Source organism: Caballeronia sp. KNU42 (assembly GCF_053760385.1).
In genome coordinates this window covers 475,967-500,126 of record NZ_CM132388.1, presented here as the reverse complement: position 1 = coordinate 500,126, position 24,160 = coordinate 475,967, and the positions used below count along the sequence as shown (strand labels likewise).

24 protein-coding genes and 2 tRNA genes are annotated in these 24,160 nt (G+C 60.0%); 11 read left to right on the top strand and 15 right to left on the bottom strand.

What is annotated here, in order from left to right:
- Positions 1–5: 5 nt before the first annotated feature.
- Together tkt and ACSOSP_RS02155 are read right to left on the bottom strand one after the other, a co-directional pair.
- Positions 6–2,102 (bottom strand): transketolase, encoded by a 2,097-nt coding sequence (gene tkt, locus ACSOSP_RS02160; RefSeq protein ID WP_455309310.1) that lies wholly within the window; start codon positions 2,100–2,102, stop codon positions 6–8.
- A gap of 283 nt (positions 2,103–2,385) precedes the next feature.
- Positions 2,386–3,438 carry an NADP(H)-dependent aldo-keto reductase gene (locus ACSOSP_RS02155; RefSeq protein WP_455309308.1) on the bottom strand — a complete coding sequence of 351 codons (1,053 nt, stop codon included), beginning with the start codon at positions 3,436–3,438 and terminating at the stop codon, positions 2,386–2,388.
- Between the two features lie 206 nt (positions 3,439–3,644).
- Here ACSOSP_RS02155 and ACSOSP_RS02150 point away from each other — a divergent pair, with 206 nt between their 5' ends.
- From ACSOSP_RS02150 to ACSOSP_RS02140, 3 genes are all read left to right on the top strand, one after another.
- Positions 3,645–5,087, top strand: coding sequence for an MFS transporter (locus ACSOSP_RS02150; RefSeq protein WP_455309306.1), 1,443 nt, complete (start codon positions 3,645–3,647; stop codon positions 5,085–5,087).
- Between the two features lie 78 nt (positions 5,088–5,165).
- Positions 5,166–5,411, top strand: coding sequence for an AbrB/MazE/SpoVT family DNA-binding domain-containing protein (locus ACSOSP_RS02145; protein ID WP_455309305.1), 246 nt, complete (start codon positions 5,166–5,168; stop codon positions 5,409–5,411).
- On the top strand, positions 5,411–5,836 hold the full coding sequence (locus tag ACSOSP_RS02140; RefSeq protein ID WP_455309304.1) for a type II toxin-antitoxin system VapC family toxin: 426 nt from the start codon (positions 5,411–5,413) through the stop codon (positions 5,834–5,836). The genes ACSOSP_RS02145 and ACSOSP_RS02140 overlap by 1 nt, the downstream gene beginning before the upstream one ends.
- Positions 5,837–6,269: 433 nt before the next feature.
- Here ACSOSP_RS02140 and ACSOSP_RS02135 read toward each other — a convergent pair.
- The 4 genes from ACSOSP_RS02135 to ACSOSP_RS02120 all read right to left on the bottom strand — a co-directional run bounded on the left by ACSOSP_RS02135 (position 6,270) and on the right by ACSOSP_RS02120 (position 8,450).
- Positions 6,270–6,345: transfer RNA gene (locus ACSOSP_RS02135), tRNA-His, on the bottom strand.
- A 100-nt stretch (positions 6,346–6,445) separates the two neighbouring features.
- Complete coding sequence (gene dusA / locus ACSOSP_RS02130) at positions 6,446–7,447, bottom strand: tRNA dihydrouridine(20/20a) synthase DusA (RefSeq protein WP_455309303.1); 1,002 nt, start codon at positions 7,445–7,447, stop codon at positions 6,446–6,448.
- Between the two features lie 403 nt (positions 7,448–7,850).
- Positions 7,851–8,129 carry a helix-turn-helix transcriptional regulator gene (locus ACSOSP_RS02125; protein ID WP_455309302.1) on the bottom strand — a complete coding sequence of 93 codons (279 nt, stop codon included), beginning with the start codon at positions 8,127–8,129 and terminating at the stop codon, positions 7,851–7,853.
- Positions 8,130–8,132: 3 nt separating this feature from the next.
- Positions 8,133–8,450 (bottom strand): type II toxin-antitoxin system RelE/ParE family toxin, encoded by a 318-nt coding sequence (locus tag ACSOSP_RS02120; RefSeq protein WP_455309300.1) that lies wholly within the window; start codon positions 8,448–8,450, stop codon positions 8,133–8,135.
- A gap of 169 nt (positions 8,451–8,619) precedes the next feature.
- Here ACSOSP_RS02120 and ACSOSP_RS02115 point away from each other — a divergent pair, with 169 nt between their 5' ends.
- Both ACSOSP_RS02115 and ACSOSP_RS02110 read left to right on the top strand, forming a co-directional pair.
- Positions 8,620–9,180 carry a hypothetical protein gene (locus ACSOSP_RS02115; protein ID WP_455309299.1) on the top strand — a complete coding sequence of 187 codons (561 nt, stop codon included), beginning with the start codon at positions 8,620–8,622 and terminating at the stop codon, positions 9,178–9,180.
- A 237-nt stretch (positions 9,181–9,417) separates the two neighbouring features.
- Entirely contained in the window at positions 9,418–9,843 is a 426-nt protein-coding gene (locus ACSOSP_RS02110) for a hypothetical protein (RefSeq protein WP_455309298.1), read from the top strand.
- Here ACSOSP_RS02110 and ACSOSP_RS02105 read toward each other — a convergent pair.
- The 5 genes from ACSOSP_RS02105 to ACSOSP_RS02085 form a co-directional block, all read right to left on the bottom strand.
- Complete coding sequence (locus ACSOSP_RS02105) at positions 9,840–10,955, bottom strand: enoyl-CoA hydratase/isomerase family protein (RefSeq protein ID WP_455309297.1); 1,116 nt, start codon at positions 10,953–10,955, stop codon at positions 9,840–9,842. The genes ACSOSP_RS02110 and ACSOSP_RS02105 overlap by 4 nt on opposite strands.
- A 45-nt stretch (positions 10,956–11,000) precedes the next feature.
- Complete coding sequence (locus ACSOSP_RS02100; protein ID WP_455309296.1) at positions 11,001–11,618, bottom strand: TetR/AcrR family transcriptional regulator; 618 nt, start codon at positions 11,616–11,618, stop codon at positions 11,001–11,003.
- 83 nt (positions 11,619–11,701) lie between these two features.
- Complete coding sequence (locus tag ACSOSP_RS02095; protein ID WP_455309295.1) at positions 11,702–11,983, bottom strand: DUF1488 domain-containing protein; 282 nt, start codon at positions 11,981–11,983, stop codon at positions 11,702–11,704.
- A 58-nt stretch (positions 11,984–12,041) separates the two neighbouring features.
- On the bottom strand, positions 12,042–12,413 hold the full coding sequence (locus tag ACSOSP_RS02090; protein WP_455309294.1) for a hypothetical protein: 372 nt from the start codon (positions 12,411–12,413) through the stop codon (positions 12,042–12,044).
- Positions 12,413–12,685, bottom strand: coding sequence for a hypothetical protein (locus tag ACSOSP_RS02085; RefSeq protein WP_455309292.1), 273 nt, complete (start codon positions 12,683–12,685; stop codon positions 12,413–12,415). The genes ACSOSP_RS02090 and ACSOSP_RS02085 overlap by 1 nt, the downstream gene beginning before the upstream one ends.
- A gap of 429 nt (positions 12,686–13,114) precedes the next feature.
- On the opposite strand from ACSOSP_RS02085, the gene ACSOSP_RS02080 reads away from it, so the two are divergent.
- Complete coding sequence (locus ACSOSP_RS02080) at positions 13,115–13,399, top strand: hypothetical protein (protein WP_455310810.1); 285 nt, start codon at positions 13,115–13,117, stop codon at positions 13,397–13,399.
- A 43-nt stretch (positions 13,400–13,442) separates the two neighbouring features.
- On the opposite strand, the gene ACSOSP_RS02075 is transcribed toward ACSOSP_RS02080, so the two are convergent.
- Together ACSOSP_RS02075 and ACSOSP_RS02070 are read right to left on the bottom strand one after the other, a co-directional pair.
- Entirely contained in the window at positions 13,443–13,781 is a 339-nt protein-coding gene (locus ACSOSP_RS02075; RefSeq protein WP_455309291.1) for a DMT family transporter, read from the bottom strand.
- 3 nt (positions 13,782–13,784) lie between these two features.
- Positions 13,785–14,288 (bottom strand): heme-degrading domain-containing protein, encoded by a 504-nt coding sequence (locus tag ACSOSP_RS02070; RefSeq protein ID WP_455309290.1) that lies wholly within the window; start codon positions 14,286–14,288, stop codon positions 13,785–13,787.
- Positions 14,289–14,734: 446 nt separating this feature from the next.
- Here ACSOSP_RS02070 and ACSOSP_RS02065 point away from each other — a divergent pair, with 446 nt between their 5' ends.
- The 5 genes from ACSOSP_RS02065 (at position 14,735) to ACSOSP_RS02045 (ending at position 20,161) form a co-directional block, all read left to right on the top strand.
- Positions 14,735–18,283 (top strand): YadA family autotransporter adhesin, encoded by a 3,549-nt coding sequence (locus tag ACSOSP_RS02065; RefSeq protein ID WP_455309289.1) that lies wholly within the window; start codon positions 14,735–14,737, stop codon positions 18,281–18,283.
- A gap of 280 nt (positions 18,284–18,563) precedes the next feature.
- Positions 18,564–18,640 (top strand) — tRNA-Met (locus ACSOSP_RS02060).
- A gap of 215 nt (positions 18,641–18,855) precedes the next feature.
- A complete protein-coding gene (locus ACSOSP_RS02055) occupies positions 18,856–19,242 on the top strand; it encodes a DUF2946 domain-containing protein (RefSeq protein WP_455309287.1) in 387 nt (128 codons plus the stop codon).
- A 93-nt stretch (positions 19,243–19,335) separates the two neighbouring features.
- On the top strand, positions 19,336–19,707 hold the full coding sequence (copC, locus tag ACSOSP_RS02050; RefSeq protein WP_455309286.1) for a copper homeostasis periplasmic binding protein CopC: 372 nt from the start codon (positions 19,336–19,338) through the stop codon (positions 19,705–19,707).
- A 7-nt stretch (positions 19,708–19,714) separates the two neighbouring features.
- A complete protein-coding gene (locus tag ACSOSP_RS02045) occupies positions 19,715–20,161 on the top strand; it encodes a copper chaperone PCu(A)C (RefSeq protein WP_455309284.1) in 447 nt (148 codons plus the stop codon).
- A gap of 83 nt (positions 20,162–20,244) precedes the next feature.
- Here ACSOSP_RS02045 and ACSOSP_RS02040 read toward each other — a convergent pair whose 3' ends face one another.
- Positions 20,245–21,372: a J domain-containing protein gene (locus tag ACSOSP_RS02040; protein ID WP_455309283.1), complete on the bottom strand. Its 1,128-nt coding sequence runs from the start codon at positions 21,370–21,372 to the stop codon at positions 20,245–20,247.
- 246 nt (positions 21,373–21,618) lie between these two features.
- The gene (locus ACSOSP_RS02035; RefSeq protein ID WP_455309282.1) at positions 21,619–24,108 is read right to left on the bottom strand and encodes a penicillin-binding protein 1A; all 2,490 of its coding nucleotides are present in this window, start codon (positions 24,106–24,108) and stop codon (positions 21,619–21,621) included.
- Positions 24,109–24,160: the final 52 nt, after the last annotated feature.

The window sequence follows — 24,160 nt, the reverse complement described above, 5'->3', positions numbered from 1 at the left end:
ATGGCTTACTCCTTATGGCTGGTTTTGACGCGTTCGATTTGTTTTTTCGCTTCGGCGTAGACGTGTTCCGGCGTGAAGCCAAATTTCTTCTTCAGGTCTGCAATCGGAGCCGATGCCCCGAACGTATGCATCACGATCTGCGAACCGAGACGGCCGACATAACGATCCCAGCCAAGCGTGCCTGCCTGCTCCACGCACACGCGTGCATGGACGTCCGGCGGAAACACGGAATCCTTATAGGCGTCGTCCTGCCGTTCGAACAGGTCCCATGACGGCATGGAGACGACTCGCGCAGCGATGCCTTCGCTCTTGAGCTTCTCGTAGGTGTCGACGCACACCGAGACTTCGGTGCCCGTCGCCATCAGGATGACTTCCGGCTTCTTGCCGCCTTCGGCATCGGCGAGCACATACGCCCCCTTGTGAACGCCCTTCGCCGATGCATATTTCGATCGGTCGAAAGTCGGCATCGGCTGGCGCGACACCACGATGCACGCCGGACGCTGCGGCTCGGCCAGCGCGGCACGCCACGTTTCGGCGACTTCGTTCGCATCGCCGGGACGATAAGTGCTGAGACCCGGAACACCACGCAACGACACCATTTGTTCGATCGGCTGATGCGTCGGACCGTCTTCGCCCAGGCCGATGGAATCGTGCGTGAACACGTAGATCACGGGCACTTCCATGACGGCTGAGAGCCGGATGGGCGGCTTCATGTAGTCGCTGAAAATCAGGAACGTGGAGCCGTAGGGCCGCAGGTTCGACACCGCAAGCCCGTTGCAGATCGCGCCCATCACGTGCTCGCGAATGCCGAAGTGCAGGTTGCGGCCGGCGTAGTTGTCGTGCTCGAAACTGCCCGCGCCTTCGAACTTCATATCGGTCTTGGTGGATGGCGACAAATCCGCCGAACCGCCGATCATCCACGGGAAATTCTTCGCGATGGCGTTCAACACCTTGCCCGACGATTCCCGCGACGCCATGCCCTTTGCGTCGGCGTCGAAGGTAGGAATGTCCGCGTCCCAACCCGTCGGCAACCCATGCGCTTCGATCTGCGCAAACTCCTTAGCCAGGTCCGGATACTTCGTCGCGTAGTCATCCAAACTCTTTAGCCACGCTTCGCGCGCCGCCTTGCCGTGCGCGCCGATGCCTTCGTTGAAATGCTCGTACACGCCGTCCGGCACGAGGAAACTCGAGTCCTCCGGCCAGCCGTAAAACTTCTTCGCGAGCTTGATTTCGTCTACGCCCAGCGGCTCGCCGTGCGCGGCTGAGCTGTCCTGCTTATGCGGCGCACCCCAGCCGATAATGCTCCTCACCACGATCAGCGTAGGTCCGTCGGTGTTGGCCTTGGCTTGCTTCAGCGCGGCTTCGAGCGCGGCGCCGTCGTTGGCGTCGTCAACGTGCAGCGTGTTCCAGTGGTAGCCCTTGAAACGCGTTTCCACGTCGTCGCTGTACGCAAGATCCGTGTGGCCTTCAATGGTCACGCGGTTGCTGTCATAGATCCAGGTCAGGTTCGACAGCTTCAGATGTCCCGCGATGGACGCGGCTTCATGCGAGATGCCTTCCATCATGTCGCCGTCGCCGCACAGCGTGTACACGTGATAGTCGAAGATCTTCGCATCAGGCTTGTTGAAATGCGACTCGTACCAGCGCCCGGCCATCGCCATGCCCACGCTGTTTCCAAGCCCCTGCCCAAGCGGACCTGTGGTGGTTTCGACGCCCGTCGTCATGCGGTACTCAGGATGGCCCGGTGTGTTGCTATCCAGTTGCCGGAAATGCTTGATGTCATCGAGCGACACAGCCGGCGCACCGGTTGGCTTACCCGCGTGATCGACGGCTTTCACGCCGGTCAGATGCAGCATGGAATAAAGCAGCATCGATGCATGGCCGACCGACAGCACGAAGCGGTCGCGATTCGGCCACAGCGGCTCGGCCGGGTCATAGCGCAGGTGGTTTTGCCATAGATGGAAAGCGACCGGTGCAAGCGCCATCGGCGTACCCGGATGCCCGGAATTGGCTTTTTGCACGGCGTCCATGGACAGCGTGCGGATGGTGTTGATGGCGAGGGTGTCGAGATCGGAAGAGGACTTCGAGGGACTTTGCGGCATGAGCGACGACTCCTTTGCGTAGGGCGCGCTGAGGCACGAGAGGCGCCACAGCGGGCAACCGGGACCTTCGAGCAAGTGTAGTGCCATGACAACTGGCGCGTCACCAAAGAACAGCGAAGCGCGCGCCAACCAAGCACGGCGCGGCTTATGACAGACGATTACGACATCAACGAGACAACAACTTTACGCTTGAAACCAGGCAAAAACGAACGCAATGGGTAAAAAATCGTCGCTATTTTTGAACCAGCGTACGGCAAGCGTATGACAGTTTTCACCGACGCGATCAGGGCGCGGGATTCGGCTGCGCTTCGTGAAGCGCATCGATTTCAGCCAGGATCTCATCGGACAATTTTACGTCCAGGCTTCCGATGTTCTCGTGCAATTGCGCGAGCGACGTTGCGCCGATCAGCGTGCTGGTCGTGAACGGCCGGCTGTTCACGAACGCGAGCGCGAGTTGCGCCGGACTCAGTCCATGCCGCCGCGCGAGCTCCACATAGCCGCTGATGGCCTTGACCGTGTGCGGCTTGCTGTAGCGTGCAAACCGCTCGAAGAGCGTAATGCGGGCGCCTGCCGGACGCGCGCCGCCCTCGTACTTGCCGGATAGCCAGCCGAACGCCAGCGGCGAATACGCCAGCAGGCCGACGCCTTCCTTGTGCGTGAATTCTGAGAGCCCGGTTTCGAACGTGCGATTCACCAGGCTGTACGGATTCTGGATGCTCACGATCCGCGGCAGGCCGAGTTTATCGGCGGCTTGCAGGAACTGCGCGACACCCCAGGGCGTCTCGTTCGATACCCCGACGTAGCGAATCTTGCCCGCTTTCACGAGATCGCCGAGCACGCTCAGCGTCTCTTCGATGGGCACCGTATATTCGTCCTTGATCCACGGATAGTTCGTGCGGCCGAAGGTCATGGTGCTGCGGTCGGGCCAGTGCAACTGGTACAAATCGACGTAGTCTGTCTGCAGCCGTTCGAGGCTGGTATTGACGGCTTCGGTCAGGTTTTGACGGTCGAACTGGTTACCTGCACCGCGAATGTGCCGCGGATTGTGCGGCTGGCGCGCGGGTCCGGCGATCTTGGTGGCGAGCACGATCTTTTCACGAGCGCCCGGGTTCGCTGCCAGCCACGTGCCGATGTACGCCTCCGTGCGCCCTTGAGTCTCGGGGCGCGGCGGCACCGGGTACATCTCGGCGGCGTCGATCAGGTTGATGCCGGCGTCGAGCGCGGCGTTGAGTTGCGCGTGTGCATCGGCTTGCGTGTTCTGTTCGCCCCAGGTCATCGTGCCCAGTCCGATCAGGCTGACATTGACATCCGTTCCACCGAGTTTCCGAAACTCCATCGCTTGCTTCCCCAATGTTCGTGTTCAGGTTTTAAAGGCGCTAGCCGAATGCCGAAGCTACCATAGCGCGGGCCTTGCTGCAGCGATGCGCATCGCCACAGCCGTCGCCTTGCCCGGTAAGCTGTCGGCATGCAGCGAGCCGTGGCTTTCATTAGCTTTTCAATCTCGCTGCGCTCATTCAGATCCATATAAGAGAGACGCCTTTCATGCAGGCCCCCGACCTCACCCGCACCACGTCCGGCGCGGCGAATCCGCGCGGTTCCTCTGTCATCGTGATGCTCGTCGCGGCGACCTTCTTCATGGAGAACCTCGACGGTACGATCATCGCCACGGCGCTGCCGCAGATGGCGCGCTCGTTCGGGCTGCACCCCGTCGACCTGAGCCTGGGCATTACGTCGTACCTGCTGACGCTTGCCGTGTTCATCCCCATCAGCGGCTGGGCCGCGGATCGCTTCGGCCTGCGCACCGTGTTCGGCAGCGCGATCGCCGTGTTCACGATTGCGTCCGTGTTGTGCGGCATGACGTCGACGCTGCCCACGTTCACGGCGGCGCGCGTGCTGCAGGGTATTGGCGGCGCGATGATGGTGCCCGTCGGACGGCTTGCGGTATTGCGCGCTACGCCCAAAGAGGGGCTGATGCGTGCTATTTCGATCATCACCTGGCCTGGTCTTGTCGCGCCCGTGATCGGGCCGCCGCTCGGCGGGTTTATCACCACGTATTCGTCGTGGCGCTGGATTTTCTATCTGAATCTGCCTCTCGGCGTGATCGGCTTGATGGTCGCGCTTCGTTACCTCGATAACACCCGCGAGCACGCCAGCCGACGCTTCGATTTTCTCGGTTTCGTGCTGTGCGGGCTTGCGTGCACGACCCTGCTCTACGCGATGGAACTCATCGGCCGCAACGACACGCCCTGGGTGTTTGCAAACGGGCTGATTGCGGTCGGCGTGCTCGCGGGCGTAAGCGCGTGGTGGCATGTGCGCCGCGCGGCCGAACCGGTGCTCGATCTCAACGCATTGCGGATTAAAACCTTCAGGGTGGCGATGGGCGGCGGCTCGCTGTTTCGCGTCGCCATCAGCGCGGCGCCGTTCCTGCTGCCGCTGATGTTTCAGGTCGGCTTCGGGCTGAATGCGTTCGCGTCCGGGTTGCTGACCTTGTCGGTCTTCGCCGGCAATTTATCGATGAAACTCATCACCACGCCGGTCATGCGGCGCTTCGGCTTTCGTCCGGTGCTGATCGTGAACGGGGTTCTGGCCGCTGCGTCGCTGGCGGTAATGAGCTTGATATCGCCGACGACGCCGACCTGGATCATCGTCGCCGTGTTGTTTGCGAGCGGGCTGTCCCGCTCGTTGCAGTTCACGGCGCTGAACACGCTCAGTTTCGCCGACGTCCCGAAGGCGCAGATGAGCGGCGCGTCGGCGTTCTCCAGTACGCTCTTCCAGTTGACGATGGGAATCGGCGTCGCGCTGGGGGCCATCGCGTTGAGGCTGGCGGAGTGGATGCATGGTCACGATGCGCAGACAATTGTCCCGGCGGATTTCAGCATCGCGTTCCTGATCGTGGGCGCGGTGGGTTTGCTGGGAGTCGCGGATCTGTTCAGCCTGCATCGCGATGCGGGCGCGCAGGTGAGCGGGCATGGGAGAAAGTGGTGATGAGGATCGAGTCCCGCCGCGTACCGGATTGGGTGCTATGATGTATATACGTCAACGTATATCAATTGGAGTCGAAAAATGAATCTGCAAATTACAAAATGGGGCAATAGCCTTGCGTTGCGCATTCCTGCGGAGTACGTGCGCCGCATTGGCGTGAAGGAAGGCGACCATGTGCAGGTTGACTTGACTATCGACGGCGGCCTAAGTATTCGCGCCTCTAAATGGGACCGCGGCGCTTTTGCCCGGGAGCTTGAGATGACACGTGAGACGATGCCAATATCCCAGCCTGTCATGGAAGAGTTACGGCGAGGAGCGCGTTACTGATGGCGATTTACGTAGACACGTCTGTGCTGGTAGCACTTTGCGTAAATGAACCCATGAGCACCGTTGTTGCACGGTGGTATGCCGCGTGTACGGAAGAACTGACCTCCGCTGCATGGTGTGTAACTGAATTCGCTAGCGCCCTCGGCATCAAGCAACGGACGGCCCAAATATCCGCAGAGCAAGGGGCGTCCGCCTGGCAGGCGTTTGAACGTCTCTGCGCCAGCGATCTGCAACTACTGCCGGTTGAACCGTCTACGTTTCACCGCGCTGCCGTGCTGACCCTGGACGCCGCTAACGGGTTGCGTGCCGGCGACGCGCTGCACCTTGCTGCCGCCATGGAGGCCAAGGTTAGAGCTATGGCAACACTCGATGACGTTCTAGGTCGCAATGCCAAACGTATGAAAATCAAGCCTCTCGATTTTTAACCGCTTGAGGTATCGAGCAATGCGGCTACGCAGCGCTGTAACACCTCGTGCCGCCTGAGCACAAACAAGTTTTCATGGCAGCGTTGCCATATCCTCTTGTCTTCTGCCTTGTGAATTAGCGCTGGCGCACCGAGGGTACTCGCATGAGGACTTCCGATTCTCTTAAGCAATCCCGGGAAATGTGCGTTGCTCGAGGGCAGCGAAACATCCCATGACCACTGCTTTCGGGACTTGATGAGGAGTTGTCGATGTCGGATGCAGCGCAGTGCCAACCGGCTCACTCGCTTTGTTCAGGAGGCCCCTTGTGGAATTACTTTTGGGGTGCATCGCTCGGCCAATACAAAAAAGCCCACGTCTAAGGTGGGCTTTTTTTAAATCATCTTCCAAATCCGTAACAAAGCGGCTTGAAAACCCGCTAAGTCATTAAATCTTTTGGGGTGGCTGATGGGGCTCGAACCCACGACAACAGGAATCACAATCCTGGACTCTACCAACTGAGCTACAGCCACCACTGTCTTACTTCTTGATGCCTCTCGAAGCTCACCAAGAACCGGCTTGCTGAATCGAGAAACGAGATTATACGAACAAAGATTCGCTTTGCCTAGTCCCTTATTCGATCAATTCGACGGCTTCGCGCAGATGAGTGCGTGCTTCATCGAAAATGGCCATGTCGCCCGTGGCGAGACGGCGGCTATCCGAGAGCACGCGACGCCAGCCACGCGCACCCGCCACGCCGCGATACAAACCGAGCGCATGCCGCGTAATGCCACCGAGGAAGGTCCCGCGTGCCACTTCCTCACGCGCATAGTCAATCAAGCCGGCCTCGGCCTCCTCGCGCGACAGCACAGGCGTCTGTGCACCGTAAAACCGTGAATCGACAGCCGCGAGCACATAAGGGTTGTGATAGGCCTCACGTCCAAGCATCACGCCATCGACGTGTTTCAAATGCTCCTCCACTTCGTCGAGCGTCTTGATGCCACCGTTGATCGATATCTCCAGATGCGGAAAATCGCGCTTCAACTGATACGCATATTCATACTTCAACGGCGGAATCTCGCGATTCTCCTTCGGGCTCAAGCCCTTCAGGATCGCATTGCGTGCGTGGACGATAAACACTTCACATCCGGCATCGGCGACAGTGCCAACGAAATCACGCACGAACGCATAGTCCTCGACCGCGTCCACCCCGATCCGATGTTTGACCGTGACGGGAATGGATACCGCATCGCGCATCGCCTTCACGCCATCCGCAACCAGTTGCGGTTCGTTCATCAGGCACGCGCCAAAAGCGCCGCGCTGCACGCGCTCGGACGGGCAGCCGCAATTCAGGTTGATTTCGTCGTAGCCCCATTGCTCGCCCAGCTTCGCGCTGCGGGCAAGATCGGCCGGCTCGCTGCCGCCCAGTTGCAATGCAACGGGCGCTTCGCCCGGCGTGAACGCGAGATGGCGCTCGACATCGCCGTGCAGCAGCGCGCCGGTCGTGACCATTTCGGTATAGAGCCACGTCTGTTTGGTCAAGATGCGGTGGAACGACCGGCAATGGCGGTCAGTCCAGTCCATCATTGGAGCAACGCTGACGCGGCGCGGGCTTGGTTTTAAAGCTGTCGACATGAGGAGTTGCTACTTTTAAGCATGAGACGCATGTTTTGGGCGTCGAATACGTAATTTTACCGTAACGCCCGGCGGGATACTGCTGGAGGCCCGGAAACGGATTAGCGGCGAGATATGGGACTTATCCGCGCCAATCAATATTATCGGTAGAAGTCCGCGAATGACGTGCGCCCACTAGCGACCCGAGTCGATGAACCGGAAAGCATCATCAACTTCGGACGTTGCGCCACTCGACCGAGGCACTCGATTTCGCAAAGTAACGGCATGTGGCAATAACCACTTTTCAGGCCTTTCCTTGACGTTGTCGTACCTGGAAAAGCAGCGCGACACTTCACTCTTCGCATCCACTTGCTCGCAGTTGAAGTCTGCGGTGCTTTTGCTACCGTCAGTCAGCGGTCATGCTCTATGCAGCCTCAAGACGCACCACGGCACGGCTTCCGGTTGCCTCGGCGTATCTGGACAGCGTCCGCATGGACGGCAAGGTGCGCCCGCTTTCCATGCGTGCGATGGTCGATTGCGTCGTGTGCATCTTCTCGGCCAACTGCTCCTGCGTAAGTCCAGCTCGCACCCGCGCGGCGATAAGCTCGTGCGCAATGGCAAACTCCGGGGCCTGCGCTTCGTACTCGGCGTGGGTCTGCGGGTCAGCCAGCAGGCGCTTCTTCAGCGTCGCAAGTTCAGTCATCGTTCAATTCTCCCTCATCCGGGTATAAGCAATCTCGATAGCCCGCCACGGCGTCTTCTGTGTCTTCTTCACAAAGACATGCAGCACAACCACGCGTTGCCCCGTCCGTGTGACGTATATGGCTCGCGCAATGCCGTCCCGCCCGGTCATGCGGATTTCCCACAGCTTTCCGTCCAACGCTCGCACGTGGGGCATTCCGACGCGCTGCGGACCAAACTCCTCCAGCATCTCGGCGATGTGCAGGAAACGGGCACGCATATCGGGCGGTAGCGCCAACAATTCGGCTTCGGCCTCGGGTATCAACTCAACATGCCACACCATCAGTTTATCTCTTTTTTGCTATGTTTGCGAATTACCGCTCGCTTTGACTGCAATCCCTGCCGGCGCTCCTCCCCCTTGGAGTCGATGCCGGTTTCTCTGGAGATTCACACGTTGACGAAGCATCGCCTGTTCGGCATGGCGGGAGCACTCGCACCTAACGCAAGCAGCCATGGCGACCCATTTCGGTATCAACCTGCCAGCCTATTCGGAACAGGAAAGCGGCCTATTGCGCCTGCGCAAGGCCGAGAAGAAAAGATTGCAGCCGCGATTGCACCCGCACACGAAATTGCGCTCACGCAGCTGGATTTTTGCGCCCAGTCATGGCGCTTCTTTTGCGAAGGATCCTCAAAAAAACGAATCTTCCGTGCGCTCCGGTGTCACAAAACCTAACGCGCCGCGCTTTGCCGGATTTCATCGAAATGCATGCGCCGCCGATCCGGAGAAACCAATGAATTCCCGTGCGATCAAAAAGCTCCGCGATGCTGTCGTCGCCTTTGCCTTCGTGAGTGGAGCGATCGGCATTGGAACGGCAACGAACGCTCACGCTCAGAGCGTGGCGCCGGCCGATACTGCGTCGATGGTCAAGCCCCCGGCCGCACCCACCGCACCGGACGCGAGCGGCCCGCATGCGTACAACCCGGACAACATGCCGACAAAGCGCCCCGCTTTGCCGCCCAACAGTAATCGCATGCTGCACAACAATCCGGCCAGCGACGCAATCGCGAAATAGCATTGCGCGGGCGCGATGCATTTGCGCAATCCGATTGGCATCCGTCGAGCCAAATCAGGCTTCAACAGCGTGTATCAGCCGCGAAACTGCAACTTGACCAGCGCATTGGCCAGCACCCCGTTGCATCTACCGCAAAGCCCGGACCGATTGCACCATAACGCGGCATGCCCACCCCTATAATGACGCCACCTTAAAATATCGGCGCGGCCACGGCTCGCGCCCAAGCGGTGGTTTTAAATGCAAAAAGTCATTCTTCCGTTCGTCGCGGGCTTTCTCGCCGCGCTGTTTTTCCGTGAAGCGACCATCGCGTTGTTGCATGCAGCCGGCGTGGTCGATCCGGCCGGCTATTCCACCGTTCCGTTTCTGCCGCTGGGCATTCCCGAGTTCATCGTCAACGCATTATGGAGCGCAATTTTCGGCATCCTGATGGCGTGGCTGTTGCGCGTCTCGCCGGAGCGCGCGGCGCCGTGGGTCGGCGCGCTGGTTTTCGGCGGCGTCGTGCTGACGGCCGCGAGCGTGTTCGTGGTGGACCCGCTGCGCGGCATCTGGCCGAGCGGCAACATGCTGCCGCGCCTCGCGCTCGGATTTGCATCGAATGCGATGTGGGGCTGGGGCGCGCTGGTCTTCCTGCGCGCCTTCACCGCCGGCAACGACGCGGACTAATCTGCAAGCGCAGCCAGCGGATGCTCCGGCCCGCTCCACGGGCTGTCGAACATCCGCAGCACCTCGTTACGCGCCACATCTTCCACGCGCGTCACTTTCCACACAGGCTGATTGTCTTTATCGACGATGCGCGCCCGGATGCCTTCCATCACATCGCCATGATCGAACGTCGTGCGCGTCAGGCCAAGGTCGCGCCGCAACGTCTCCGCCATGCTCGACGATTTCGCGCGGTCGACGAGTTCCAGCGATATATCGATCGACAACGGCGAACGCTCGCGTAACTCGGCGGCCGTATGCGCGGCCCATTCGGCTTCCGGCCCGCTCTCCACGCCCCCGACGCTCTCGAGCGATTTCAAACATGCCGCGCCGTTGCCCGAAGCAAAATGCTTGTCGATAAACAGCCGATTGCGCTCGAGATCACTCGCCTTGCCCGCATCCGGCCGACCTTGCGCCTCGACAAACCGCACGACGTCCGCACCCGTCGCGAAGGTCTTTTCCTTCAACGTATCTGCCAACCCGGCCAGCGCTTCGTCTTCCATGCAGGTATCGGCGAGACCGGCGTAGAGGGCATCGGCGGCATCGATCGTCGCGCCAGTCGCGGCGAGATAACGCCCGATCGCGCCCGGCGTACGCGCGAGAAACCAGCTCACGCCCACATCCGGAAACAAACCGATACGCGTCTCGGGCATCGCCATCTTCGTCGAGCCGGCGACCGCGCGTACGCCGCCCGTATGCCGCGCGCCTTGCGAAATACCCATGCCTCCGCCCATCACCACGCCGTTCAGCAACGCGATATACGGCTTCGGATACGTGAAAATAGCGTGATTCAGGCGGTATTCATCGGTGAAGAATTCGTCGATAGCCGCGCGCTCCCCCGCCTTCGCCGACTGATACAGGAACCGGATATCACCGCCCGCGCAGAACGCGCGCGGATGCGGGCTGTAGACCACCACGGCGTGCACCATAGGGTCGTCGCGCCAGGCGTCGAGCGCACGGTGGATGGCATGCAGCATCGGCGTGGACAGCGCGTTCAACGCCTTCGGACGGTTCAGCGCGATAAAACCGATCCCCTGGGCCTGTTCAATACGGATTTCGTCGATGATTTCAGTCATGTGCAATGCAGGTTTGTATTCGTGTGAGTGGAACGGGCAAATACGTCAAACAGCGCTTGCGGCAGGCCGTCGACGAGCAGGTTTTTTCTTGGGGGCGCCGGCCGAATAAAGACCGAGCGTTGCATCGATCAACGTATCGGCCGACGCGCTGAAAACCGGCGCGGCCGTCAAGCCCAGCGACACGATGCCGTGCAACACGGCCCACAAGGTCTCGGCCATGGCCACTGGTTTGTCCAGAAACGCCAGCGTCTGAGTCAGCATTGAAAGCACCGTCTCGCCGGCCGATGCCGCGTCTTTAAATGCCGCATCGGTATAAGCCGGATTTTGCATGAAAATCAGCCGGTAAATTTCCGGATGCGCCTGTCCGAATCCAACGTAAGCATGCGCCATCGCCTTCAGGCGTTCGACGGGATCTGCCACGTCATCAAACGCGTGCAGCTGCGCGAGCAGTTGCGCATGACCCTCGACGCAAAGCGCCCGGGCGATGCCATCACGGCTCGCGAAATGCAGATAAAGCGACGCCGGCGAATAACCGACGATCTCGGCGAGCTTGCGCATCGACAACGCGTCGAAACCTTCACGCACGACTATCGCGCGCGCCGCATCGAGGATATGGATGCGCAATAACGGCTGGTTTGAAAGGTGTTGCTTTGAGCTGGCCATCCAGCGCATTTTCCCGATAACGCCGGTCAAGTCAATTCAAAACTGAACGGTGTTTAGCGCAGCCGCCCAATTGATTGTCCCGATTAATTCGCCGTCCCCGGCGGAAAATGACCGCTTCTCAACAGCACAGGCGTGCCGTTGCTTACGAACAGATGTTCCCGGGCAACCGCTTCAATGGCCGGGCGGGCGGCATCGAATGCTCTTATCCAACCCGTGCTGTCATAGCTTTCCACGCCGAAATGATCCTCCAGCGCTTCCACCGAGATCGCGCATGGAACCCGCTCGCCGTCGACCAGCGCAGCGAATACTACGGTGAGATTCGTGTCGCGATACGCGGGTGCGTCGGCTGGAAAAAGAATGTTCATGGTCACCTCCGACGCTTAAACGAAAACAACGATGCTACTCGCGGCACCGGGATACGGTCTACCCGGCTTCGCTCATGCTCAACCGGACAAGTTCGGCGGGGACATCGACGATCAACAGCGACACCGCGTCCCGATCGGCGTAGTCGAATTTCAGATGCCGGCTCATGTCCCTCACTCGCTCGCAGAAATGGCGCTGCACCGCCTCCGGCACGCTGTCGAACAAGCTCAACGCGCCGTCCTCGAACCTGTAATGCACGCCCCACGCGATATTGCCCGGATGACTCGACATCCCGCTGGTGCGCCAACTCACGAACAGGCACGGCTTCTGGTCCGTGCCGATCTCGCTGATATCCGCGCCGCTCGGGAACAAATCGAGCAGCGCCTCGGCAACGCAACGCATCGCCGGGTGGCGGATATTGAGGGTCCGCATCAGTTATTTTGCAACAATCTGTCGATATAGACCCGGGCCGCTTGCTCCACTTGGCCAAGCGCTTCGTCCTCGCTCGCGAAGCGCCGCTGGTCGCCGAGATCGACGAGTGTTTCGAACCGGTGGACGTTGTCCGGGCCGCCTTGCGCGACGCTGACGGAGCCCACGTAGATCGGCGGCTTCGGCGCCCTGTCAGCCAGGTCAGGTGACTGGGTAAGACGCGCCGCTGCACTGATGTAGTACCCGCGATACGGGCCGCTAACACGTTCTGCCATGCCGTTTTCCTCATATGTTTTCGTGGACGTCCGTGAATGCAGTACGTCCTATGTAAGGTTGGCAGACCGGCAAATAGTTCTCGCCGGTTGCAACCCGTTGCATTTTCTTCCGGCGGCGAAGCGTCGGTTGCGTTAGAAAGGTGGGGCGCTGACGTTCATGCTGCAAGCCGCGCGCCAGCCACGCAACTCCAGGCGGCGCGGCTTTTTACCGCGCCTACCTGCGTGTGGGAAAATACGGCACGAAACGCGTTTGGATAACACGTTCGGGAAGGTTTTAACGCGTGGTTCGCGTTGCGCCCGGCGTTGTCCGGCGGTTGCCACCAGAGGAACACAATGAAGCAATTTGCACGGCGCTCGCCGATCGACTCACTTTTGCGTCTCGCGCGCCCTGTGCGCCTTGTACGTGTGTTACAAGCCACCGGCCTGAGCATGATGGCCGCGGGCGCGTTAAGTCTCGGCGGATGTGCGTCGTCGACCGATGCCTCCCTGATCCACCTCCCCGACGGCCAGAGCGGCTACGCCATCAACTGCAGCGGCGCCGACGCAAGCACGACGTGGGCAAGCTGCTACGTCATGGCGGGCGACAAGTGCGGCGCGGGCGGCTATACGATCGTATCGAAGGATAACGAGGAAGGCGGCCCCTCGGGCGGCAGCATCACGAACGTGGTATCGGCGAATGTAAAAAATCGTTCGATGGTCGTGCGTTGTAACTGACGTTCTGCCACCCGTGGCGCCGCATGAAGAACGCTGCAAAAAACTAATGCGGGCTGACCTTTGAGAACACGTTCAGCACGACCACGCCCGCCACGATCAGGCCCATGCCGAGCACGGCGGGCAAATCTGGAATCTGCTTGAACAGAAGCGCTGCGACCACCGTGATCAACACGATGCCAGTGCCTGACCACACGGCATACACAATGCCCACGGGCAGGGATTTCAGCGTCAGCGAGAGCAAGTAGAACGAGATGCCGTAGCCGATCACGACGATCACCGAGGGCACGAGTCGCGAGAACCCATCCGATGCCCGCAACGCCGATGTCGCCACGACCTCGGCAACGATAGCGACCGCGAGCAGCACGTAAGCGGATGAACGCATCGCTTATGCCTTGTCCGATGCAAACGCGAGCGCGCTTGCGTCATGGCCAAGGATTGCGCACAGCGCTTCGACCACCAGTTCGTGGTCCCGGCGTTGCGGCAAACCTGACACCGTCACCACGCCGATCACACCCGCTCCCTTGACCGTCAGCGGAAAGGCGCCACCGTGCGAGGCGAATTCGGCGGCGGGGAGACTGTATTTATCGGCGAGTGTGGCGCCTGCTTGCTGCAGCCCCAGGCCTATGGCGTAAGAACTCACTCGAAAGTGCTCGACCGTGCGCGCCTTGCGTTGCACCCAGCGGACGTTGTCGGGAGTGGTGCCATCGAGCGCGGCGAAGAACAGTGGCTGGCCAAAGGTGCGTACTTCTATGGCGACCACCGAACCGCGCGCCACGGCCATCTCACGGAGTTGGGAACCGATTTGCCACGCACGGTCTGAATCGAATTGCGGAAAGACAAGGGTCTTTTCCTGAAGCGCGATGGTTTGAAGGTCTTGGGCAATGTTCATAAGCGATGGGTTTCCTGAAGATTGACAATAGCGTCACGATCGTAAGTTATTCGGCACACGACGCGATAACACAAATTGTGACATGACAGGGGAAGCAGGGTTTGCGCCATTGCGTCATTTAAATGCTCTTTGGCGACTCGCCTGTTTTTCGGTCAATTTATCTACCGGTAAGCCGTCGCCTTAATAATTCCTAAACCGTCCCAACCGATTCTATAAATCCAAATGATTCGGGTAACTAATATGTTGTTTATATTGCACTTCCCGAGCAATTAGGAGCTTTCTCATTAAGGCATTTCACCTCGCTCAGTAGAGTTCGAGCCTTGTCCACGCAGCCATCGATGGGTCCCTTCGGATTCGATACCGGCGCGGACTCGACACGCGGATCACACCTCCCCCACCGCGTGTTCGCGTCATGGATCCCAAGTCAACTCTACGCAGGAATGCAAATGAACAAGGTTTATAAATCCGTCTGGAATGAATCCATCGGCGCTTGGGTCGCGGTGTCGGAAACGGCTGCTGCGCGCGGTAAGCGCAACGGGCGGCTGGCGAAGGCCGTGCTCGCGTCGGCGGTGACATTGGGCGCCGTTGGCGGTGCTTCCGCCGAGGTCTCGCTGGACGGTGGCAACGTCGCTCCCGCACCAAGCGGTCTAGACAACGGTATTGCGATTGGCTCGGGAAGCGTTGCAAACGCCGATTACGGTGTGGCGACTGGTCCTGGAGCCAGCGCGACAGGAGTTGGTGATCTTGCAGTCGGCGCAGACGCAAAAGTAGCCAGCGGCGCGTTGAGTGGTGACGGCGGCATGCTGGGCAGCGTCGCCGTGGGGTCAAACGCTCACGCGCTTGCAACCAGCGCTGCAGCGTTTGGTGCACGGGCCGACGCGTCGGGCCTGCAGTCGACCGCGTTGGGCTCGCACGCGTCGGCGTCCGCTACAGCCTCCACCGCTATCGGCATGAACGCTATGGCGGATCGCGCGAACACGGTATCCATTGGCAATGCAAGCACTCAGCGTCAATTGGTTCAACTCGCACGTGGCACACAAGCGAATGATGCAGTCAACGTCAGCCAACTGAAGCCACTCGTGACCGCGCTCGGCGGCACGGCCGCATTCAACGCGGACGGTTCTATCACGGCACCGACGTACACGGTCAAAGGAACAACGTTCAACAACGTTGGAGACGCACTCACGGCATTGAGCAGCAACGCATCCTCGGACAGCAGCAAATATCTCTCAGCTAACGCCGCCGCAGATAGCGCAGACGGCGCCACGGCGATCGGCGTTGGAAGTATTGCAATCGGCGGGAACGCCGTTGCCGACAGCACAGGCGGTCTGGATGCGGCACTCGCAATTGGCTCGGATACGCGCGCTGGCACCAAAGCCACCGCCGTTGGTCCAGGCGCGACCGCATCCGCTTCGAACTCGGTCGCTCTGGGTACGCTCTCCGTCGCCGATCGTACCGGTACGGTCTCGGTCGGCAGCGCCACGAACAAGCGTCAGATCGTCAACGTCGCAGCCGGCACGCAGGCCAACGACGCCGTCAACGTGACCCAGCTCCAGAACGTGACGACCCTGCTTGGCGGCGGCGCGAAGATCAATGGCGACGGCACGGTTCAGGCGCCTGTGTACACCGTTGCCGGCGTAGCGTCTGGCACCGTAGGGGACGCAATTACCAAGATCGATTCCGAACTCACCAACAAGGTGGCCTACGACACAACCGACAAGTCACACGTGACGCTCGGTGGCGTGGGCACGACCAAACTCGTCACCCTCTCGAACGTTGCCGCAGGTGCGCTTACGTCTACCAGCACCGACGCAGTCAACGGTTCGCAACTGAATTCGACCAACCAGAATGTCTCGACTCTGCAGACCTTCGCCACCAACATCAACAATGGCGGCGGCATCAAGTTCTTCCATTCGAACTCGCAACTCGCCGATTCATCGGCGACGGGCGCAGACGCAGTTGCGATCGGCGGCGCGGCGGTAGCATCGGCGGACAATTCGGTCGCGATCGGCGCCAATTCGACTGCAACCCGCGCGAACACCGTGTCGGTCGGCGCAGCAGGCAAGGAACGCCAGGTCACCAACGTGGCAGCCGGCACCACTTCCACCGACGCAGTCAACCTCGCTCAGCTCACATCGGTCTCCCAGGCCCTGACCAAGCTTGACGGCTTCGCGGTCAAGTACGACACGTTGGCCGGTCAGCCGGACTATCAAAATGTGACGCTCGGCGGTGCAGGCGCCACGAAGCCGACCAAACTCACGAACCTGAAAATCGGTGACCTGAGCTCGGCAAGCACCGACGCAATCAACGGCTCGCAGCTCTACTCGACCAACCAGCGCGTCGGTTCGCTCGAAACGTTCGAAGGCAATATCAACAACGGTGGCGGCATCAAGTACTTCCACACGAACTCGACACTTGCTGATTCGTCGGCAACCGGTGCGGACTCCGTCGCCGTGGGCGGCGCCGCAACCGCGTCGGCGAAAAACTCGGTGGCGCTCGGTTCGAACTCGTTCGCAGACCGTGACAACTCGGTATCGGTCGGCGCGGCAGGCAAGGAACGCCAGGTCACCAATGTGGCAGCAGGCACGGCATCTACCGACGCGGTCAATGTCGGCCAACTGACCGTCGTGTCGAACAACCTCAACGCGCTCGACAGCTTCGCCGTCAAGTACGACACGAACGCGGACGGCACGCCGAACTACGAGAAGATCACTTTGGGCGGTGCAACAGCAACGAAACCCACGTTGCTGACGAATCTGCTCGACGGCAACGTGAAGGACGGCAGCACCGATGCCGTAACTGGCTCGCAGTTGTATGCAACCAATCAGAACGTCGCTGCGCTTCAGGACTTCACGAACAACATCAACAACGGTGGCGGCATCAAGTACTTCCACTCGAATTCCACGCTCGCCGATTCATCGGCGACGGGTACGGATTCGGTGGCTATCGGCGGCGCGGCTTTGTCGTCGGGCAAGAACTCAGTCGCACTCGGATCGAACTCGGTGGCGGATCGGGACAACAGCGTATCGGTCGGCGCGGTTGGCAGCGAACGCCAGGTCACCAACGTGGCAGCAGGCACGGCTGCAACCGATGCAGCCAACGTCGGTCAGCTCAACGCGGTATCGAGCAGCGTCACGTCGCTTAGCGCAAGCGCCATCAAGTACGACACTAACGCCGACGGCACGCCGGACTATGCCAACGCAACGCTCGGCAACGGCAACGCTGCAGGCACCGCGCTGCATAACGTCGCGGCGGGCACGAACGCGATGGATGCGGTCAACCTGGGCCAGATCAACGACATGATGGGTCAGGTCACCAACCTCGCGAACGGCGCGTACAACCCGCTCTTCACAGCAGATGGCGATCGCAACTCGGAAGTCGCTACGTCAAGCGGGATACATTCCGTCGCATCGGGTGCGAACGCAGTAGCATCTGGCGTCAACGCAGTAGCGTCCGGCGCGACTTCAGTGGCTAGCGGCGCGAATGCAGTTGCGATTGGTGCAAACACATCAGCTACGGCGAACAACTCGGTCGCATTGGGCGCAGGCTCGGTGGCGGATCGTGCCAACGCGGTATCGGTGGGTACGACATCGGCAGGCGGTCAGCGTCAGATCACGAACGTCGCAGCGGGCACGGACGGCACGGACGCCGTCAACGTGAACCAGATGCAACAGTCGGTGAACACGGGAGTGAAGTCGGCGAAGGGCTATACGGACGCGCTTCGCTCCGACATGAACAGCGGCCTCTCGCTGGCTAACAACCACATCAACAGCGTCGGTGCGATGAGCAGCGCGATGGCGATGATGGCAGGCAGCGCGGCAGCCATCGCCGACAAGGACAACCGCTTCGCGGCAGGCACGGGTGTGTATCGTGACAAGGCTGCAATCGCGATCGGCTTCCAGAAGCGCTTCGGCACCAACATGGTCCTGACGATCGGCGGTTCGACCACGGGTGAAGAAACCACGGGCGGTGCAGGTTTCGCGTTTGGCTTCTAAGCGAACCCTAAGCAACTTCTAAGCGACGTTTCAGCAGCTTGGAAGCGTAGTTAAAACACTCGGCCGCAAATCCCTCCAATGAGATTTGCGGCCGAGTTTTTATAGCGGCTCGTCCTTTGTGAGGCAATGTCGTGCGCTTAGGCAACAGCATCTCAAAGCGCTTTAGCATAAACAGCGCAGGCCTTCCTCATCAGGCCATGCCGTGCTCGACCAAGTCATCAAAGCGATGAAACATGACAAACATGTTGCACTGCAATCACCGTTCCCCTATAATCTTTTTCGCGGGGTGGAGCAGTCTGGCAGCTCGTCGGGCTCATAACCCGAAGGTCGTAGGTTCAAATCCTACCCCCGCAACCAAGGATTCAAAGTCAAAAGCCCGGTTCTCCGGGCTTTTTTCATTTGAGGCTCGCAAGTGGTTTTGAGCGTGCGTTATGGGGTAACTACGAGGCAACTACAGCGTTGCGTCTGGTGCCGCAATAGGTCGCAGCCGTTGCATCGCAAGCGCATGAATTCCCTCTTGCACGCATGGCATAATCGATCGCTTCAACGCTCTGCAAGTCAACGTCAGCCTCATGCGCCGTCGCCTCGCCCGCAAGTTCGGCAGCCTTATCGGATTGCTTGCAATCCTGATGACCGCGCTCGCACCGGCGGTGTCCCAAGCGTTGGCCTCAGACTCGCGACCCGATATTTTCCTGAGCACGTTCTGCTCGGCAGCATCGCAAGCGGCGCAGACCCGCAGTGACAAACCCATCTCTTCGCAGCATTCCGCGGCGGGTCATTGGGATGCGTGCGGTTACTGCAATCTCGCGGCGCATTCGCCTGCGGTCCCACCTTGCGCAAGCGCGTATCAAGCGCGTGTCTTGCCGGAATCACTCTCCAGCAACACCCTTGCCCAGCCCTTCCCGCCCTATGCGCCGGTCTTCGCTGCACAGCCTCGCGCGCCGCCAGTCTTCGTCTGATTCCTCGTTGCACTGTCGCCGGCTGCATGGCCGGGACTCATCATTTGCGTCACCCGGATCAAACACGATCAAGCGGGATCAAACAGGATCAGCATGAACTCGTCTCTCATCAACATAATCAGGCATGGCGGTCTTAGCGCCCTGCTTCTCGCCACAGCTCAACTCGCTTTTGCACATGCGCATCCCGCGCAGCAAACGCCTGCACCCGATGCAACCGTCGAAGCGCCGCATGAAGTGGCCATCGACTTCACCGAGGGTCTCGAACCGAAATTCAGCACGCTGACCGTAATCGACTCAGCGGGCAAGCAGGTCAACAGCGCGAAATCGGCTGTCGATGCGAACAACAAGAAACATATGAGCGTCGCGCTCGGCGACCTCAAGGCGGGCACCTATCAAGTGGAATGGACGGCCGTGGCCGACGACGGCCATCGTACGCAAGGCCATTACCTGTTCAACGTAAAGTGAGCTGACCATGAAAACCAACACACTGATTCACGCCGGTTTGCTGTCCTTATGCGCCCTCGCGGCGTCCGGCGCGCAAGCCGCGACGCTCGAAGCACACGATTGCTGGATCCGTTCGATGCCGGCAAACCTGCCGTCGTCGGGCTACTTCGTGGTATCGAATAACAGCGACAAACCCGCCACGCTTATCGGCGCCGAAACGCCCGCGTTCGGCATGGCGATGCTGCATAAGTCGACGAGTAACGGCAGCACATCGACCATGTCGATGGTCGAATCCGCCGAGGTCCCCGCGCACGGCACGCTCGCGTTCGCGCCCAGCGGCTACCACCTGATGCTCGAGGACGCGCCCAAGCCGTTGAAGATCGGATCGACGATCCCGTTGAAGCTGACATTCGCGGATCAGTCGAGCATCGAGACGACATGTGCGGTAAAGCCGGCGTCTACGCTGGGTAAGTAGTCAAGTAATCTTGAAGCAGCAAAAAAGCGCGCCGCAATCAGATTGCGGCGCGCTTTTTTTGGCTGTTGCCTTCTTGCACACGATCAATACGGCATGTCGTCGAAAGGATTCATTGCCGCTTCACGCTGCACTTGCTTCAGCCAAAGCTTGACCTGTTTGATGTCTTCAAACGCAAACAGATCCCGCTCCAGAGTACGCACGCTGTTCCGGAGAACGGCCAAGTCTCTCACCAGATTGCGCATGATCGTGCCCGGAGAGACCGTAGCGAATGGCTCGATTCCATAGCTATGTTTGAAATTGCCTTCGACGTGCGCGATCTCCTGATCCAGTTCGCCGATCTGTTCCTTCAAAATCTTGTTGTAGTGCTTTAACCGGTCTTCACTGATGTTATTGATCGCGTGCTGATCGATGTGTTCAAGTTCCAGCTGCAGTTCCAGCAACTGCAGCAGATTGTTGTTGCTGTAGGCTTTATTCACGCGCTGCATCAGCGCCGTTTTCCGGTCGCGCTCCTGCGGATCGGACTCACGATCGGGATGCAGGGCACTTGCCAGTTTGCGGAATACCTCTCGGATAGACAGGCTGATCTCTGCCTGCTCAGCTTCTTCGCGCGCCTGAGCGGCAATCTGCTTGGCCGTCTTTTTCCGCTTGGTGCGACGTTCTTCCTCAGCCTGGCTTTCAGCGAAATCCTGCGCCTCACGCTGCTCCATCTCTTGTTGCACACGACGCAATAAGTCTTCAGGTGAGTTCATGTCCGAATCGTCGCCCAGCTCGACGCCGAGCATGCTTTCCATCATCAGTTTCATGTCGTCCAGTTCGGCGGCGGCCTCAAGGTCGTAATCGGACTGGCTGTGCTTGTTGTATAACGCCTTTAATTGCGCATCGTCGCGTTGCGCAGCAAGGTTACCCGCCAGTTCGGCGATCAGGTCCGACACCAAGCGGCGTTCTGTTTTCGTCAGTCCCTTCTGGTCGCACGCCTGATCGAGACGATGCACCATCCTCACCTGCAAGTCAGCGAGGGTCTGCTCGAGAGGCGCGAATTCATCGACATATTTCTGATGGAAAGCGGGCACGGCAGCTTCCCACGCACTCAGCTGGGCGCGTCGTTTTTCAATCTGTTTGATCAGCGTATTGAACGCCTTCTGTCCCTTGTACAGGTTAGGTTTGTCGTGATCCGCGGCGATGCCAACGGACTTGACACTCGTCTTCGTCATGGCGTGCATATCCTCCGATGGGTAGAGAACGCGCGTTTCGCATTTTAACCGGAGCCCGTTGCGGCCGCCCTGCCTGTCCGGTCGAACGCGAGCGTGCAGGAGCACGGCAGGATCGATGTTCGAACGCGGCGACGTTCAGTCGTACGAGTCCGGCGCTAGCAAGAATGCAGGAGCCGTCACGGGCTGCGTCACGTCCGTAGTGGCTCTCGTCTAACCCCACAGCCCATCGATGATCACCCACCCCGATCAATGCCCTTTGAAGAGATCCATGATCTCCTGGCGCTCGGCCGGTTTCACGGTGGGCGGCGGCACGCTCGGAGGCGTCAGTCCGCCGGGACCGACACCGCCCACCGCATCGGTTGCGCCTTCAGCCAGATTCGCTGAATCCACGCCTATGCTGGCAACAAAACCATTGCCCGGGGTTTTATCGGCGAAGAACAACTCGCCGTCGACGGTCGTCAAACCATCGGGCATCGCCATTTGCTGCTGCGGGATCTTGGCAAGCGCCCGTTGCATGAACTCCACCCAGATCGGCAACGCAAGTTGCGCACCAAATTCACGGCCGCCAAGCGACTTCGGCTGGTCATAGCCCATCCACGCGACAGCCACGAGTTGATGCTGATAACCCGCGAACCAGCCGTCCTTCGCGTCGTTGGTCGTACCCGTCTTGCCCTGCAGGTCGTTGCGCTTGAGCACGTTGGTGCCGGCGCCCGTGCCGCCCGTCGCGACCGAATGCAGAAGGCTGTTCATGACGTACGCGTTGCGCGGTTCGAGCGTTTGCGGCGCGTTGCTGCCGGCAATCAGCGGATTGGCGCGCGAGATCACCGTACCGTGTGCATCGGCGACTTCGCCAATCAGGTACGGATTGATCCGCGAGCCGCCGTTGGCGAACACCGAATATCCACCGGCCAGTTGCAGCGGCGTGACAAGACCGGCGCCCAGCGCAAGCGGCAGGTACGGCGGTGTCTTGTCGACATCGAAACCGAACTTCTGCGTGACGTAATCCTGTGCGTACTTCGTGCCGATGTAAGAAAGGATACGGATCGACACGAGGTTCTTCGACTTCTGCAAGGCCGTGCGCATGGACATGGGACCATCAGGCTGGTCGTCATCCTTCGGCTCCCATGCATCGCCACCAGGCGTAGTCGGCGGGAAATACAGCGGCGCGTCGTTGATGATGGTGGCCGGTCCAAGACCCTTTTCCAGCGACGCCGAATAGATGAACGGCTTGAAACTCGACCCCGGTTGGCGCCACGCCTGCGTGACGTGGTTGAACTTGTTCTTGTTGTAGTCGAAGCCACCGATCAACGCGCGAATCGCCCCGTCCTGCGGCACGAGCGAGACCAGTGCACCCTCGACTTGCGGCAACTGCGTGATGCTCCAGTTACCCTTCGCGTCCTGCACCACGCGCACGATGGAACCCGGCTTGAGCCGCACCGCTGCCGATGCATTGCTGCGCAAGCCGGCAGCCGCAAAACGCAAGCCGTCACCAGTAATGGTCGCCGGGTCGGCATTGACGAACGTCACGACCACCTGCTTCGCATTCACCGACGTCACCACGCCCGCGATCAGATCGCCGTTGTCGGGGTGATCGGCGAGCGCGTCGTCGATCGCTTCGTCGCGGTCGTCCTGGTTCGTCGTCGGCAGATTGACAAAGCCCTCCGGCCCGCGATACCCATGGCGCCGCTCGTAATCCATCACGCCCTTGCGCACGGCGTTATACGCCGCTTCCTGATCGGCGGAATCGATGGTCGTGGTCACTGAGAAACCACGCGTGTACGTGTCGTCGCGGTATTGCGCGTACATCATCTGCCGCACCATTTCCGCTACATACTCCGCGTGCACGCTGTATTCCGTGCCCGACACGCGCGCATGTATTTCCTCAGAGCTGGCCTGGTCGAACTGCGCCTGCGTGATGAAATTCAGGTCGAGCATGCGCTTCAGGATGTATTGCTGACGAATCTTCGCGCGCTTCGGATTGACGACCGGGTTATACGCCGACGGCGCCTTGGGCAAGCCCGCAAGCATCGCGCATTCGGCGAGCGTCAGGTCCTTGAGGTCCTTGCCGAAATACACCCGCGCCGCCGATGCAAACCCATACGAGCGCTCGCCCAGATAAATCTGGTTCATGTACAGCTCGAGAATCTGGTCCTTGGTCAGCGCACGCTCGATCTTGTAGGCGAGCAGCATTTCGTAGATCTTGCGCGTGTAGGTCTTTTCACTGGAGAGGAAGAAGTTGCGCGCGACTTGCATGGTGATCGTGCTTGCGCCTTGCGACGCGCCGCCGTGCATGATGTCGCTCAACCCTGCCCGCGCAATACCGATGAAATCGACGCCGCCGTGCTCGTAGAAGCGGTAATCCTCGATCGCGAGGACGGCCTTCTTCATCTGGTCGGGAATCTCGTCGAAGCGCGCGATGCGCCGCCGCTCCTCGCCAAACTCGCCGATCAGCACGTGATCCGCGGTGTAGATCCGCAACGGCACTTTCGGCTGATAGTCCGTGATTGCATCGAGCGAGGGCAGGTTCGGCCCCATCACGACCAGCGCATAACCAATGATCAGCGCGCCGACGATTGCCGCAACAGCGAAGAGCCCCATGAACCACAACACGATACGCAGCGCGATCGAGGGTCCGGCTGAAGACTTGGTGGTGGGTTGACGGTAACGATTGGGACCATCCTGATCCCGGTCATCGCGTGGAGCGTTCGACGAATTTGGTCGTTTGATGATTGGCATGAGTTGGATTGAACGGCGCGCCCCTGAGGCGCCCGGTGCGCAACGCCATGAA